The 12,964-nt window shown below is 58.1% G+C and carries 12 protein-coding genes; 10 read left to right on the forward strand and 2 right to left on the reverse strand.

Annotated features, from left to right (window positions below; translation table 11 throughout):
• The first annotated feature begins 4 nt into the window (after positions 1-4).
• The 9 genes from H512_RS0103395 to H512_RS0103430 all read left to right on the forward strand — a co-directional run bounded on the left by H512_RS0103395 (position 5) and on the right by H512_RS0103430 (position 10,715).
• Positions 5-1,528 (forward strand): type I restriction-modification system subunit M, encoded by a 1,524-nt coding sequence (locus H512_RS0103395; protein ID WP_026782270.1) that lies wholly within the window; start codon positions 5-7, stop codon positions 1,526-1,528.
• A complete protein-coding gene (locus H512_RS26190) occupies positions 1,525-2,709 on the forward strand; it encodes a restriction endonuclease subunit S (RefSeq protein WP_026782271.1) in 1,185 nt (394 codons plus the stop codon). Before H512_RS0103395 ends, H512_RS26190 begins: the two co-directional genes overlap by 4 nt.
• 9 nt (positions 2,710-2,718) lie before the next feature.
• Entirely contained in the window at positions 2,719-4,410 is a 1,692-nt protein-coding gene (locus tag H512_RS0103405) for an AAA family ATPase (protein WP_026782272.1), read from the forward strand.
• Positions 4,410-5,333 carry a hypothetical protein gene (locus H512_RS0103410; protein ID WP_026782273.1) on the forward strand — a complete coding sequence of 308 codons (924 nt, stop codon included), beginning with the start codon at positions 4,410-4,412 and terminating at the stop codon, positions 5,331-5,333. The genes H512_RS0103405 and H512_RS0103410 overlap by 1 nt, the downstream gene beginning before the upstream one ends.
• Positions 5,334-5,545: 212 nt before the next feature.
• Complete coding sequence (locus tag H512_RS26195; protein WP_186819982.1) at positions 5,546-5,782, forward strand: DUF2188 domain-containing protein; 237 nt, start codon at positions 5,546-5,548, stop codon at positions 5,780-5,782.
• Positions 5,783-5,798: 16 nt separating this feature from the next.
• Positions 5,799-6,734, forward strand: coding sequence for a toll/interleukin-1 receptor domain-containing protein (locus tag H512_RS0103415; RefSeq protein ID WP_026782274.1), 936 nt, complete (start codon positions 5,799-5,801; stop codon positions 6,732-6,734).
• A gap of 200 nt (positions 6,735-6,934) precedes the next feature.
• Positions 6,935-7,816 (forward strand): pPIWI-associating nuclease domain-containing protein, encoded by an 882-nt coding sequence (locus H512_RS0103420; RefSeq protein ID WP_026782275.1) that lies wholly within the window; start codon positions 6,935-6,937, stop codon positions 7,814-7,816.
• A 119-nt stretch (positions 7,817-7,935) separates the two neighbouring features.
• Positions 7,936-9,258: a DUF4365 domain-containing protein gene (locus H512_RS0103425; protein WP_026782276.1), complete on the forward strand. Its 1,323-nt coding sequence runs from the start codon at positions 7,936-7,938 to the stop codon at positions 9,256-9,258.
• Positions 9,258-10,715, forward strand: a complete 1,458-nt coding sequence (locus H512_RS0103430) for an argonaute/piwi family protein (protein ID WP_026782277.1) — start codon at positions 9,258-9,260, stop codon at positions 10,713-10,715. The genes H512_RS0103425 and H512_RS0103430 overlap by 1 nt, the downstream gene beginning before the upstream one ends.
• A 9-nt stretch (positions 10,716-10,724) precedes the next feature.
• Here the strand turns inward: H512_RS0103430 and H512_RS0103435 are convergent, their stop codons facing one another.
• Both H512_RS0103435 and H512_RS0103440 read right to left on the reverse strand, forming a co-directional pair.
• Positions 10,725-11,330, reverse strand: a complete 606-nt coding sequence (locus tag H512_RS0103435; RefSeq protein WP_026782278.1) for a CHAT domain-containing protein — start codon at positions 11,328-11,330, stop codon at positions 10,725-10,727.
• Position 11,331: 1 nt separating this feature from the next.
• A complete protein-coding gene (locus tag H512_RS0103440; protein ID WP_026782279.1) occupies positions 11,332-11,973 on the reverse strand; it encodes a hypothetical protein in 642 nt (213 codons plus the stop codon).
• Between the two features lie 725 nt (positions 11,974-12,698).
• Here H512_RS0103440 and H512_RS22355 point away from each other — a divergent pair.
• Positions 12,699-12,964: helix-turn-helix domain-containing protein (locus H512_RS22355; RefSeq protein WP_036789862.1), on the forward strand; the 266-nt coding region annotated here is incomplete at its 3' end.

Here is a 12,964-nt window from a genome sequence, read left to right on the forward strand (position 1 = left end):
TGCAGTGGTCACGGGCGATCTAAAGCGGCGCGTCGATGCGCTTTGGACGGAGTTTTGGCAAGGCGGCATTACGAACCCGCTGACCGTGATCGAGCAGATCACGTTCTTAATGTATGCGCGTCTGCTCGATATTAACGAAGCGCGAGATGAGAACCGCCAGAAGCGCACGGGCAAGCCCTTCACTCACCGCTTCAAAGAGGATGAACAGGAGCTACGCTGGTCGCAGTTCCGCCATCTGGGTTCGGACCAGATGCTGCCTTTGGTGCGAGACAAGGTCTTCCCGCATTTCCGCTCGACCGTTGCCAGCGGATCAGCCTTCGCCGAGTTCATGAAAGACGCACAGTTAATGATCCAGAAGCCCGGGCTCCTGGTAAAGGCCGTCAGCATGATTCATGAGCTACCTCTGACCGAAGGCGACACGAAGGGTGATGTTTACGAGTATCTACTGAGCAAACTGACCACGGCGGGTATCAACGGGCAATTCCGCACCCCGCGCCACATCATTCGACTGATGGTCGAAATGCTCGAACCGAAACCGACAGATACGATCGGCGATCCGGCATGCGGCACTGGTGGCTTTCTAGTCGGCGTTATGGAATATCTGCTGGAGACATATACATCACCCGAAGCGGTCATTGAGGATATCGACCCCGAGACCGGTGCGGTCGCAAAGATCTTCCCTGGCGACCTACTTGAAGAGCATCGCGAGCATATCCGTCGCGGCATGTTCCACGGCTTCGACTTCGACGCCACCATGCTGCGTATCTCAGCGATGAATCTCATGCTGCATGGTGTGGACGATCCCGATATTCACTATCAAGATACCCTCAGCACCGGCTTCACCGAGAAGTTTCCTAAACAAGCGAGCGAGGGCTTCAACGTCGTCCTCGCCAATCCGCCCTTCAAGGGGCAGCTTGACTTCGAAGACGTCCACTCCGGACTACTGCGGCAGGTTAAGACCAAGAAAACCGAGCTCCTCTTCCTCGCGCTGATCCTGCGCATGCTCAATACCGGCGGCCGGTCGGCGACCATCGTTCCCGATGGTGTGCTGTTCGGCTCCTCCGGTGCGCACCTCCAGCTGCGTCAGCTCCTGGTCGATCAGAACCAGTTGGAGGCGGTTATTTCGCTGCCGAGCGGCGTGTTCAGGCCTTACGCGGGCGTTTCTACCGGCATCCTCGTCTTCACCAAAGGCGGGCGCACCGATAACGTCTTCTTCTACGACGTCGAGGCGGATGGCCTCTCCCTTGACGATAAGCGGGAGCCTGTGTCCGAGAACGATCTGCCGGATTGCCTTACCCGCTGGCGCTCCCGCAACCCGGCAACGGATACAGACCGGACCTCGAAGGCTTTCTTTGTTTCGGCAGAGGAGATCAAGGAGGCTGGCTATGATCTCTCTCTCAGCCGGTACAAGGAGCGCGTCTACAAACAGGAGTTTTATGATCCGCCCCATGTGATCCTTGGTCGGATGAAGTCACTCAACGATGAGATTATGGATGATCTCGCCGACCTTGAGGAGATGCTCGGATGACCACGACTGTGCCCCTGGGGGAAGTTGTCGAAATTCGCGGCGGGGGTACACCTAGCCGATCAGTTTCTGATTATTGGGACGGGCCTATCCCGTGGGCCACTGTCAAAGACTTCAAGTCAACCGTTCTGGAAAAGACCCAGGAGAGCATTACTACAGAAGGAGTGGCTAACTCGGCTACTAATGTCGTGCCGGCCGGCGCGGTCATCGTGCCAACAAGAATGGCTGTTGGAAAAGCGGCGATCAACTCGATTGATTTGGCAATCAATCAAGACCTTAAGGCACTTATACCGAAGGAATGTGTAGATCGCAGATTCCTACTTCACTTTTTGCTGTCGAAAGCTGCGTTCCTCGAAGGTCGCGCACAGGGAGCGACAGTGAAGGGGATCAAACTCGATCTGCTTCGCTCGCTTGAGTTTCCGCGCTTGGGCATTGAAGAACAAAGGCTTATCGCTTCGGTTCTCGACAAAGCTGACGGCATCCAGCGGAAACGGGCAGACTTCTGCGAAGCAATACATGCGTTTTTGAAGTCCGCCTATGTACATATTGTCGGACACCTCAATCCAAGCCATGGCGACTGGGCACCATTCACCATTGAGGCGCTTGCTGAGCAGCGCAAAGGTGCGATCCGCTCAGGTCCATTTGGAAGTGCTCTGCGCCACGGCGAATTCGTGGATGAGGGCATCGCCGTCCTCGGCATCGACAATGCGGTTCAGAACAAGTTCGCTTGGGCAGAGCGACGTTTCATTACGCCGTCCAAATACCAGGAATTGCGTCGCTACAAAGTTTTCCCGGACGATGTGATCATCACGATCATGGGCACCACCGGCCGCTCGGCCGTCGTGCCAGAAGACATACCGGAAGCGATTACGACCAAGCACCTCGCGACGATTACTTGCAACAAGGAACTGATCCACCCGGAAGTTCTCTCGTTCGCGATCCATTCCGATCCGCTGATCATCCGCCAGATCAAATCCTTCAACAAGGGTGCGATCATGGACGGCCTAAACCTGGGGACCATCCGGAGGCTCGAAATCAGCTTGCCTCCGATGGATGAGCAGCTTCGGTTCGTGGCGGCGCTCCGGAAAGCACGAGCAATCTACGCGGCATCAGAGACGCCAGACGGCTCTGGGGAGGACCTTTTTCAATCGCTTTCGCAGCGCGCCTTCCGTGGCGAGCTTTGAGGTGTCGCGATGCGCTTAACCCGAATCGAGATTGAGAATTTCAAAGGGATCGGTACACGGCAAAGCATTGATCTGCGGCCAATCACGCTTCTCTTCGGCCCGAACAGCGCAGGCAAGAGTACGATCCTGCAGGCGCTGCACTACCTTCGTGAAATCCTTGAACGCGGCAATGTTGATCCGGACCGGACGATTGCTGGCGGCCTCATCGATCTTGGCGGCTTTGCGACACTCGTGCACAACCACGAGCTTGGTCGGACCGTCACGCTTAAAGTCGCCTTGGACCTTCGGAATGAACAAGGTGCTGAGGGCCTGCCGCTAAACGCCGGTCTGTCCATTGGCGATCCCGAATTCTCCGAGTTGCCCGTTCGTTACCTCGTTGGCGAAAGCGAGGAGTATCGCGATTACGCCATCGTCCAGGAAGTGGCGTTAGAGGTTGATATTCGCTGGAGCGCTCTTGAGCAGGCGCCTTATGTTTCGCGCATCGCTGTTGAAATCGATGGAGAGCCGCTGGCGGCCATCGTGTCGCCTCCATCCGAGGGGCGGGCTCAACTGACAGATTTCAATTTCGCGCATCCACTCCTGCGCCGTGCTGTGCTTCCGGATGACGTGCCCGAGGAAGGCGATGAATCGGACCTCTCATCACCGCTTGAAGATGAGATCTGGTCGCTCGCCCGTGAAGCTGCTGCCGACCGCTCTACGCCGGATACGCCCGCCGACCAGTTGCGTATTGCGGTTGACACGGAACTGGGGGCGCTTCCTGCTCTCGATGGTGAATTGGTCCTGGATATCCGTGATCCGGATGCCAAGAAGATTGGACTTGAAGAGCGCACGCCGCGCGTCAACGGTCTGCGTGCATTGCTTTCGGAGTTGATCCTTGGACCGGCGCGGCTGATCCGCGATCACCTAAAGGAAATGACCTATATCGGTCCGCTGCGCGAAATTCCTATGAGAAGTTACCGGCCCCAGGTCACGCCGGATGAAGCGCGTTGGGCGCAAGGGCTTGCAGCATGGGATTTGCTGTACAGCGACCGCCGCGGCGATCTCATGAAGGAAGTCAATTTCTGGCTATCCGGCGAGGATCGCCTGCGAACGACATACCGGCTGGAGCGCGTAGAGTTCAAAGAAATCCCCGTGCCGGGGATCGTCCACCAGATGTTCGAACGCGGGCTGAGAGAGGATGACATAGGCGAGCTGCAGGAGCTGTATCGCAGCCTTGCCACGCGTAGCGAGATTGCTTTGCGGGACTTTGAAAAGGGCATTCTCGTTGCTCCGGGCGATGTCGGGGTCGGTATCTCGCAGATGATTCCTGTCATCGTCGCCGCATTGCGCGGCCGGGGTAGCGTGCTTGGCGTCGAGCAGCCCGAGTTGCATATCCATCCCGCAATTCAGGTCGGGATGGGGGATTTGTTCATCCAGGCGATCCGGCGTGATTTTGAGACGTTGTCGAGCGAGAAGTCGCTGCTGATCGAAACGCATAGCGAGCACATCCTGCTGCGGCTGTTGCGGCGCATACGCGAGACCACCGACGATGAACTGCCGCCCGGAACGGACGGGTTGTCGCCTGACGAGCTTTCAGTGATCTATGTCGAGAGCGGTGAAGCCGGTATCGTCTTCCGACAGCTGGAAATCGACAAGGACGGCGAATTCCTGGAGCAGTGGCCGCACGGGTTTTTCGAGGAGCGCGCCGGGGAGCTTTTCTGATGCTCCATGAATATGCCGTCGAACCCGCTGCGATCGCCGAAGACTGGCAGACCTGCCGCTATCTTTGCGAGAAGTTCGGTTACGACCGCGGCCGCCTGCTGTCGCTCTTTCCCAAGAAATGGCTTCCTCTGGCGATCGAGGCTGCGGGTCACCTTAAGCCGATGGAAAAACACAGGGTAACGGAGAGCCTCAAGCAGCTTAAGAACCGCGCTTCGATGAAATCGGGCCGCCCTTACGACGATCAGCTCCCCACATGGCTCGATAACGCAATCGCCCAGCACGGCGAGAAGCCGTTTCACGCGATCATTGCGCAGGAGAACCCGGCAAATCATGCGGCGGTCCTGAAATCTGCGGACATCGATGAGGCCATGCCTCTGATGGCTATCGCACCGGATCGCGCGGTCCCGCGCGACGAAGCATCGATCTCCGAGGCCCTCGCATGTCTCCTGCGCCAGAGCTCCCGCATCCTGTTCGTGGACCCCTTCTTTGATCCCTACAGCGCAAAGTACCGGCGCACTTTGCAGGCTTGCCTGCGCATCGTCAAAGACAACAACCCTGCCGCCTCATGCGAGATTCACTATCGTTTTCATCCGGACAAGCCGGCAAATGCGGAGCTTGAAAATGAGGCCGCCAATCTTTTCCCCGGTATAGTGCCGGACGGGCTGCAGGTGAAGATCTTCTGCTGGCGCGAGATCAATGGCGGTGAGGATTTTCATGATCGCTATCTTCTCTCCGAGAAGGGCGGGATCGCCATCGGCGCCGGATACTCTGCCGAGGGCGCTAACCAGACCACGAACATGCATTTGATGAGTTCAGTCCTCTCCCGCCGCCGCTATGATTCCTTTGCGCGGGACGCTGGATTCTACACTCTCGAAGGACCGATTCTCCTCGTATCGAGTACCGGCGCGGTGGCGCGGCTCTAACCAGGTCCTTCCCACAGCTTTCCGTGTTTGACGGGGCCAGGGGGGGGCTCTTCCTAAGTTGCTGATTAAAAGGGTTATTTTGACGGCGATGCGCCTGTCGAACGAACCCGCTCGCACACCCGGGCGATTCGAATCGTAACTAGATTGACATAGAAACTATATGGGTCTATTATATGTACGTATCAGCAATGTTTCGTACAGGGAGACTCTCGATGGCAGATCGTTACGTGACCAAACATCCGAAGGGCTGGGCCGTGAAGGCGCCTGGCGGGGAGCGCGCCAGCAGCGTGCACAATACGCAGCGCGAAGCTGAGCAGGCAGCCAAGCGGACCGTCAGCAATCTCGGCGGCGGCGAGGTTCGCATTCAGGGACGCGACGGGAGGTGGCGTGATTCCGATACGGTCGCCCCGGGCAATGATCCTTTCCCGCCGCGCGACAAGAAGCACTGAGGAAGGCGGGATCGGCATGAAGGCGTTCATCTCATACTCACATCGCGATACGGCTGCGCTTGAGCGCCTTCATACCCACTTGTCGATGCTCCGGCGCGAGGGACAAATTACGGAATGGTATGATCGCGAAATTCTCGCGGGGAGCGACCTCGACAGCGAGATCACAGCGCAGCTCGAATCGAGCGAGCTGTTCCTTGTCCTCGTCAGTCCCGATTTCCTCGCTTCTGACTATTGCTACGACCGGGAGCTACGCCGCGCGCTGGAACGACACGAGAGCGGCGAGGCGATCGTCGTTCCGATCATCGTTGAACCATGCGACTGGAAGTCCTCGCCGTTGAAGCAACTCAAGGCGCTCCCGCGCGACGGTCAGCCGGTCAGTGAATGGACCAACCAGAATAACGCCTTTCTCGATGTTGTCACCGAATTGCGCCGTGTCGTGGCGCGCGAAGACAGGGCGGATGAGCGCGAAGACGCGCCGGCGCCGCCTGTTCGTGCCTCTGGTTCGCGGTACCGCGTCAAACGGGAGTTTGACGAAATCGACCGCAGCGATTTCCGGTCGAAGGCATTCGAGGTCATGCGGCGCTATTTTGAACGCGCTGTCGCCGAAGTGGACCAGATCGACGGTGTCCGCGCACGCTACGTCTCGACCGGGCCGCTCAGCTTTACCTGTACCCTTATCAACCGGGCGATCGACCACGGCACGGCGCATATCACCGTACACGGCCAGAGCGGCGCGATGGGCTTCTCCGACATCTACTACTCATTTCAGGAGAACGCTCCGACCAACACCGCCAATGGCGGTTTCACGATCGAGAGCGACGACTACGAGCTCTTCCTCAAGTCAGGACCTTTCGGGTTCGAAACGAACGATGAGCGGCTGACACCGGAGCAGGCGTCGGCGCTGCTATGGACCAATTTTCTGGATCAGGCGGGGGTGTCCTATGACGACTAGAGTCCGTTTCCGTTGCTTGAACTGCGGCAATCGCTTCGAAGAAGAAGTTCTCGACGAAGACGAAAAGCGTGAGGCGCGCCGCCGGGACCAGCCGACATATCCAATCCACTGCCCTGACTGTCAGCGAACAGAAATCAGGCGGGGATGGGAGTGAACGCGATGCATGGAGAAATCGGAAGGGATAGACAGGAGGTCGGGAAATGGCGCGCCGAGTAACACCATCTCAGTTGAGAAGCATGATGCGACAGGCTCAGCAGAAGCAGAAACGGGCCATTGATGACCTTAATCGCGGCATCCGAGAGTATAACCGCAAGGTAAAGCAGGAGGTCGACCGTTACAACCGCGAGGTAAGGGCGCATAATTCCCGGGTCCGCGCGAACCGGCAGCGGCTCAAGAACGAGATTGCGCGCCTTAACCGCCAGACGAACACCACTCGCTATGTCACCTACCGGGTGTCGGTCGACACCATGCAGGCGGCGTATGAGCGTCTTGAAAGCGCGGCCGATCAGGGGCGCTTCGACGAGCGCTACAATGAACTGCTGGACCTGTCAGAGCGTGAGGCCGCGAATAACGCCGGTCTGATGAACGCGCTGCTGGAAGACAGCGCCATCGCTGACAACGCACCGGCACCCGATGAGCCCGAAAGTCCGCTCACGCCGATCCTCCAGCGTCTATCCGCAGATCTTTGCGACAGGTGGCGTGGCGCGCTCTACTCGCTCAGTCCGCAAAACCCCGACGCGGCCCGCCATTTCTGCACCAGTGCGCGCGAGATCATCACACGCATCCTCGACATCCACGCCCCCAATGAGGCGGTCGAACAATCGATTCCCGACTGTGAGCGGACACAGCAGGGAACGCCGACCAGAAGAGCCAAGATCAAATACATTCTTCATCGGAGCGGCATGGCGGGGGAGGAACTGGAGTCTTTTGTCGATAGCGACATCGAGAATGTCGTCGCGCTCTTTCAGACCTTCAACCAGGGCACGCATGGCGAAGCCGGAAAATTCAGCTTCAAGAAGCTGCAGGCGATCCGCGTGCGCGTTGAAGACGGGATTCTCTACCTCTCGCGGTTAATTCACTAGCACCCGCGGCGCGGGAGAAAGGTTCGGCCGAACATATCAGGTCTAAATAATCCACAGTGTGCGGAGCAAGTCCTTCGCTATCGTGGCAAATGTTCCCTGATTGTTCTATGATTGCCATCATGTCGAAGATTCTAACGCCAAACCAGATGCTGGGTCAGATCGGAGAACTCGCTGTTGGACAGCGGTTTCTTCACATCGGCTTTCAGTTTGACGGCCGGTCCCGCCTTGAAGCCGGGATCGACGGTATCGCCGAAGTGATGGATGAAGGCCGCCCTTTGGCGCGAATGATCGCCGTGCAGGTCAAGGCGACGGCTGAGGGAAAATACACATCCGAAGACGATACGGGGTTCAGCTATCTGCTCAAGCCGAAAGACCTGGACTACTGGCGCGGATCGAACCTGCCCGTGATCATCGTCCTCTACCGAAAATCGGACGAGAGCTTCTATTGGAAGGAAGTTCCGAGCGGCGTCACAGCGGGTGAGCGCCGCCTGCGTTTCGATAAGGCACAGGATGTTTTGGACCGCAATGCGGTCGACCGTCTGGCCGCCCTTACCGTGCCCAAGGCCGGATTTGGCTATTACGTTCCGCCGCTTGGCGGAGGCGAGAGCGCTCTTGTCAATTTGCTGCCGATTACCCCGCCCCCCGAGATATTCGTTGCTTCGACACCGCATAGGGGGCCGAAGGCAACGTCGTTGCTCCTGGAAGCTGACGGACCCGCCCGGTTCGACTGGGTCATCAATGGCGGTTCGTTCTGGTCATTTCACGATCCCCGCAATTCCTCGTGCCGCGACATTGTCGATACCGATCAGGTCGAGGCGATCGAGACGAGCTATCTCGCTTTTCACGAGGACCTCAACGAGCAGCATAAATTCTCCTTCCTGCTACGGCAGACGCTCAGGCACCAGGTTGCGGAAGACCTGAACTGGGAGAAGGAGCGCAAGCTGCTTTATTTCCGGGCGGAAGAGAAGAATGCCCCCCGCCGGTTCCATTATGAATCGACGCAGAAAAAGACACATGCCGACGTCGTGAATGTCATTACCAGCAAGAAGGAAGAGGGGCTTGTTGCCTACGTGCGCCACCACGCATTTGCGCCGCGTTTCGAACTGCTCGACGACCAGTGGTTTTTGATCATCACCCCGACCTACTATTTTACGACGGACGGCTTCACACCGCACTCTTACCCGCAGGCTTTGCTCGCCGGAAAGAAGCGTCTGGATAGCAGCGCCTCGCTGCGCGGTCAGGTGATCATGTGGCATCGCTTCCTTACCCAGAAACAGAGCGCAGGTGATGATCTCTTCGAACGCCATGCGGTTCAGGAGCCTCGCCTGAAATTCGATCCGCCGCCGCAGATCGCGCTTGATACACGGGTGCCGGAAGATGTCTGGGGCACGCCGAAGAAACGGCCCGAAGACCCAGCCGAGCAGGAAAGGTTCGCGGTCTGATGGAATTCGAAAGCAAGATATTTGAAGAGCCCGAGCTGGAATTCGGCGATCAGCATCACGGCCTGGATCCGCGCCGCGGACTCGTCGAAGCGGGGCCGCTGCAGCCGCCCTTGGGGGAGGTGATCAGGGTCGGGGTTGTCGGCAGCACGAAGACGGTCGAGAGCACGCAAAAATACTTCTCGGCTGTTGCAACAGGGATCAAGGGAAAGGGCGAGAAGCATCCTAATCTGCACCCGGATTTTCCCGGCCTTGGCAATCAGAATCCTTTCCGCTGCCGGTTTGAAATCCCGGAAAATGTTACGGCCGCACTATCACAGAGCAAGATCGACAAAATCGTCAAGGAGCCGCATCACCAGAAGGCGGTGGAGATGGCAGTCAATGAAATATTCTCACTGCTGCAGACGCTGGATGATAGCGGCTACCGACCTGATGTTGCCATCGTTGCCTTGCCGGTCGCGCTTATCGAGCGTATCTGGAATGCGAAGGTAGATTCAAAAAGTACGACCGAGAAGGAAGACAGCGGCGGTTCAGATGCCCCGAATTTCAGGGGGATGCTCAAAGCCCGAACGATGGGCCTGAATTTTGCGATCCAGATCGTGTGGGAGGATGTGATCGACGACAAGGCGGCAATCTCCCGGAAAATCAAGGAAAGCAAAGACCGCGAGATACAGGACGAGGCAGACCGGAGCTGGAACCTCTTCACCACACTCTATTTTAAAGGCAGCGGCCGCATCCCATGGCGCCGCCAGCCACGGGAAGGCGAGTTTGCCGCTTGCTATGTCGGGATCAGCTTTTACCGCGAGGCAGGGGGCCAGCAGCTTTTTACCAGCGCGGCGCAAATGTTCGATGAGCGCGGGCGCGGGTTCATTCTCAAGGGGAAGAGGGCGCAAACCGAAAGCCGCGGCCGTCATCCCTATATGACCGAAGATGATGCCTACGAGCTCATCGGGCAGGTGCTCGCAGCCTACAAAAATCATCACAAGCACTATCCGGCACGGGTCATTGTGCTCAAAACCTCCCGTTTCCGGGAGGATGAGGCCGACGGCATTCTGCACGCGCTGGAAGAAGCGGGAACCGAGCTTCGCGATCTTGTCTGGGTTCAGGAGTCGTACGCAGCAAAGATCTTGCGCGACGGAAACTATCCTGTACTGCGCGGCACGTTCGTGAACCTGGCGGGTAAGGGCCTGCTCTACACAAATGGCAGTATACCCTACTACGGCACCTATCCGGGTCTGTATGATCCGCGTCCGCTGCTGCTTTGTCCGCACAAAAGCTGCGACAGCACGATTGCCCAAATCGCCGAGGAGGTCTTCTCGCTGACCAAAATCAACTGGAACTCGACCCAGATGAACCAGCGCCTTCCGATCCCTATCCGCGCAGCGCGTAAGGTGGGCGAGATCCTAAAATATATGGGCGAAGGCCAAACCGTAAGTACCGACTACCGGCGCTATATCTAGGCGGCACCATCAGGAAGCATGTCTCTTGTTTCGGACGCGCACGTAGCCATTTGCCCTGCTCTGACTTGACGCGAAATAATTGATTGGTTCCTCGAATATTGCGGACAGTTCCCGGACCCGTCTTTGCAGCTCCTCCCGTTTCATGGAACGCTCCTTGAACATTAGCTGGTAGAAAGCTACCCAGAACGCTGCGGCGTCGTCGAAATTGATCGCGTTCTGCGGCCCGATGAGCGAGTAGCAGCCGGTTTGCGGCAGGAGCTGTTTGGCGAGATTCTCATGCGCCATCTGGCAGGCCGAGACGAAGACCCGTCTGCCCTCAAGGCAGGGTGCAAGCATCTCGCCGAGTTCGGCGAAGGAGATGTTATCGAAGGTGGTTGCCATGCCGCGCGTATTCGCGTGGCAGGAGATATGTAGATAGCGATAGTCCGACTCGTCGAAGAGATCGATCATCTCCTCAAGTTCGCGCTTTGTGCGGATATAGTAGTACCGCGTTCCCGATTTTCCGGCCAGCCGGAGCATGCGTGAGAGGATTTCGCCTTCCTGGCGGCCGGCGTCTTCGTCTTCGAGATCAAGCGACTCGATGATGAAGAGCTCGGGTTTTGTCTTCTTTGTCATATCAACCCCGGATCACGATCTCGATCGCGCCCGGTTCGACGCCGTAAAACGCAGCCAGGGCGCGTTTCGCGTCCGGCATATTCATAGGCGTTACCTTGCCATCCGAAACCTGCGACTCCGTCATTGGCGCGTCGTCTGCCTCTTCATCGACGACCGTCCCTGAAACACCGTCTATGCGGACCGTGCCTTCGAGCCGGTACTTTGCCCATTTTTCGGCAAAGCCGCTGGCCTTTTCCGGGCCGTAGGGCGTGAACCAGAGATTCCAGGTGGTATTGGCGCCTTTCGTGTTCGCCCCGCCCGCGATCCAGTCGGCATGCGTCTTTCGCGCGGTGGCGACAGCTTCTTCCGTGGGCACGAGGTAGGCGATCACATCGCCGGGGGTGCGCTCTTCCACGGGCATTACGATAAGCAGCCAGTCGGTGCCCTCGATATTGAGCTTGGCGCCTTCCTCCGGGCTATCGGCGACAGCAATGAGAATATGGTCGTTGCAGGTGCGCGCCCGCACGCTCTGGCCGTCACTCATCTCAAACAGCATGGAGCGGCCGCGGCTGGGAAGCTTGCGCAAATTCTTCCCGTTTTTCTCCATGAGGCGGATTCCGGCTTCGAGTAGCAGGGCGTTATCTAGTCGAGGGCCTTTAGCCATATAAGTCTCCTTTAGTGAATTAAGTGTCTTATATAATACCCTTATAAAGGAACGGCAAGGAATAAAAGAGCCCGTGCGCGTCCGTTCACTGCGCTGCCGGAAACGGGCTCTACTCGCTGGCGCTCGCGGAGCTTCCGCCTGCGCCGATGTTGCAGGCGGTGATCTCCGCCCATTTGCCTGCTGCTTCGCAGAGCAGGCGGGTGACCTTCTGGCCGTCGCCGAGACTAGGGTAGCAAACAGCAAGTGCGGTCGGGGTGGAGGGGCGGGGCACCCGGCCTGCACAAGCCCCTTGGGCGCGGAAGGCTCGGGATACCGCGCCGGACGGTCACACTTACCTGACTGGCGCGAGGGCAACGCCCTTAGCAAACCTATTGGGGAATCACGCGGCAGCGGCCGCGCCGGAGAGCCGCTATGAAAAAGCGCCGGGACCACGTCCCATTCGTCATTTAGGAGGGGTATAGCGTAGGTGTAGTTCTCGGTTTCTTCGGCTTCCGCCCGGCAGGTAGCATCACGATACCTGCCGGAGCGGGAGGGATTCGAACGCAAGGGATCGCTCCTCTTTTGACGCAAGCGAAGAAAACTCATGAGTAGTAAGTTCGCATCCAGAGCCACGACCTCAGGCATCCCAACGAAAGCGTGCCTTATACCGGTTCCGTCAGGTGGTGACTCTTTGTCTGTTCAAATCAGCTGAGCTCTGATTCCCTCTCGGTTTGGGAGGGCCTCCAATGTCTGGCAAACTGATCATTCGGACGGATATCAGCGTGGAGACGCTGCGTCGGCGGGCGCGACTTGAACGGGATGGCCGGGTTGCAACTCGGCTTCTGGCAATCGCCAATGCCCTTGACGGCATGAGCCGTGCCGAGGCTGCGAGAGCGGCCGGGATGGACCGGCAGGCATTGCGCGACTGGGTGATCCGCTTCAACGCCGAAGGCATCGCCGGCCTTTGCGATCGCAAGCGTTCTGGCCCGAAGCCGCTTTTGGACGAAGGCCA

The organism is Pleomorphomonas koreensis DSM 23070, assembly GCF_000425185.1.
GTDB lineage: Bacteria > Pseudomonadota > Alphaproteobacteria > Rhizobiales > Pleomorphomonadaceae > Pleomorphomonas > Pleomorphomonas koreensis.

Coding starts and splice junctions, on each gene's coding strand:
- H512_RS26195 (WP_186819982.1), top strand. CDS start 5,546: ATGGCAGATCGTTACGTGACCAAACATCCGAAGGGCTGGGCCGTGAAG.
- H512_RS0103425 (WP_026782276.1), top strand. CDS start 7,936: ATGTCGAAGATTCTAACGCCAAACCAGATGCTGGGTCAGATCGGAGAA.
- H512_RS26190 (WP_026782271.1), top strand. CDS start 1,525: ATGACCACGACTGTGCCCCTGGGGGAAGTTGTCGAAATTCGCGGCGGG.
- H512_RS0103435 (WP_026782278.1), bottom strand. CDS start 11,330: ATGACAAAGAAGACAAAACCCGAGCTCTTCATCATCGAGTCGCTTGAT.
- H512_RS0103420 (WP_026782275.1), top strand. CDS start 6,935: ATGGCGCGCCGAGTAACACCATCTCAGTTGAGAAGCATGATGCGACAG.
- H512_RS0103430 (WP_026782277.1), top strand. CDS start 9,258: ATGGAATTCGAAAGCAAGATATTTGAAGAGCCCGAGCTGGAATTCGGC.
- H512_RS0103440 (WP_026782279.1), bottom strand. CDS start 11,973: ATGGCTAAAGGCCCTCGACTAGATAACGCCCTGCTACTCGAAGCCGGA.
- H512_RS0103410 (WP_026782273.1), top strand. CDS start 4,410: ATGCTCCATGAATATGCCGTCGAACCCGCTGCGATCGCCGAAGACTGG.
- H512_RS0103405 (WP_026782272.1), top strand. CDS start 2,719: ATGCGCTTAACCCGAATCGAGATTGAGAATTTCAAAGGGATCGGTACA.
- H512_RS0103415 (WP_026782274.1), top strand. CDS start 5,799: ATGAAGGCGTTCATCTCATACTCACATCGCGATACGGCTGCGCTTGAG.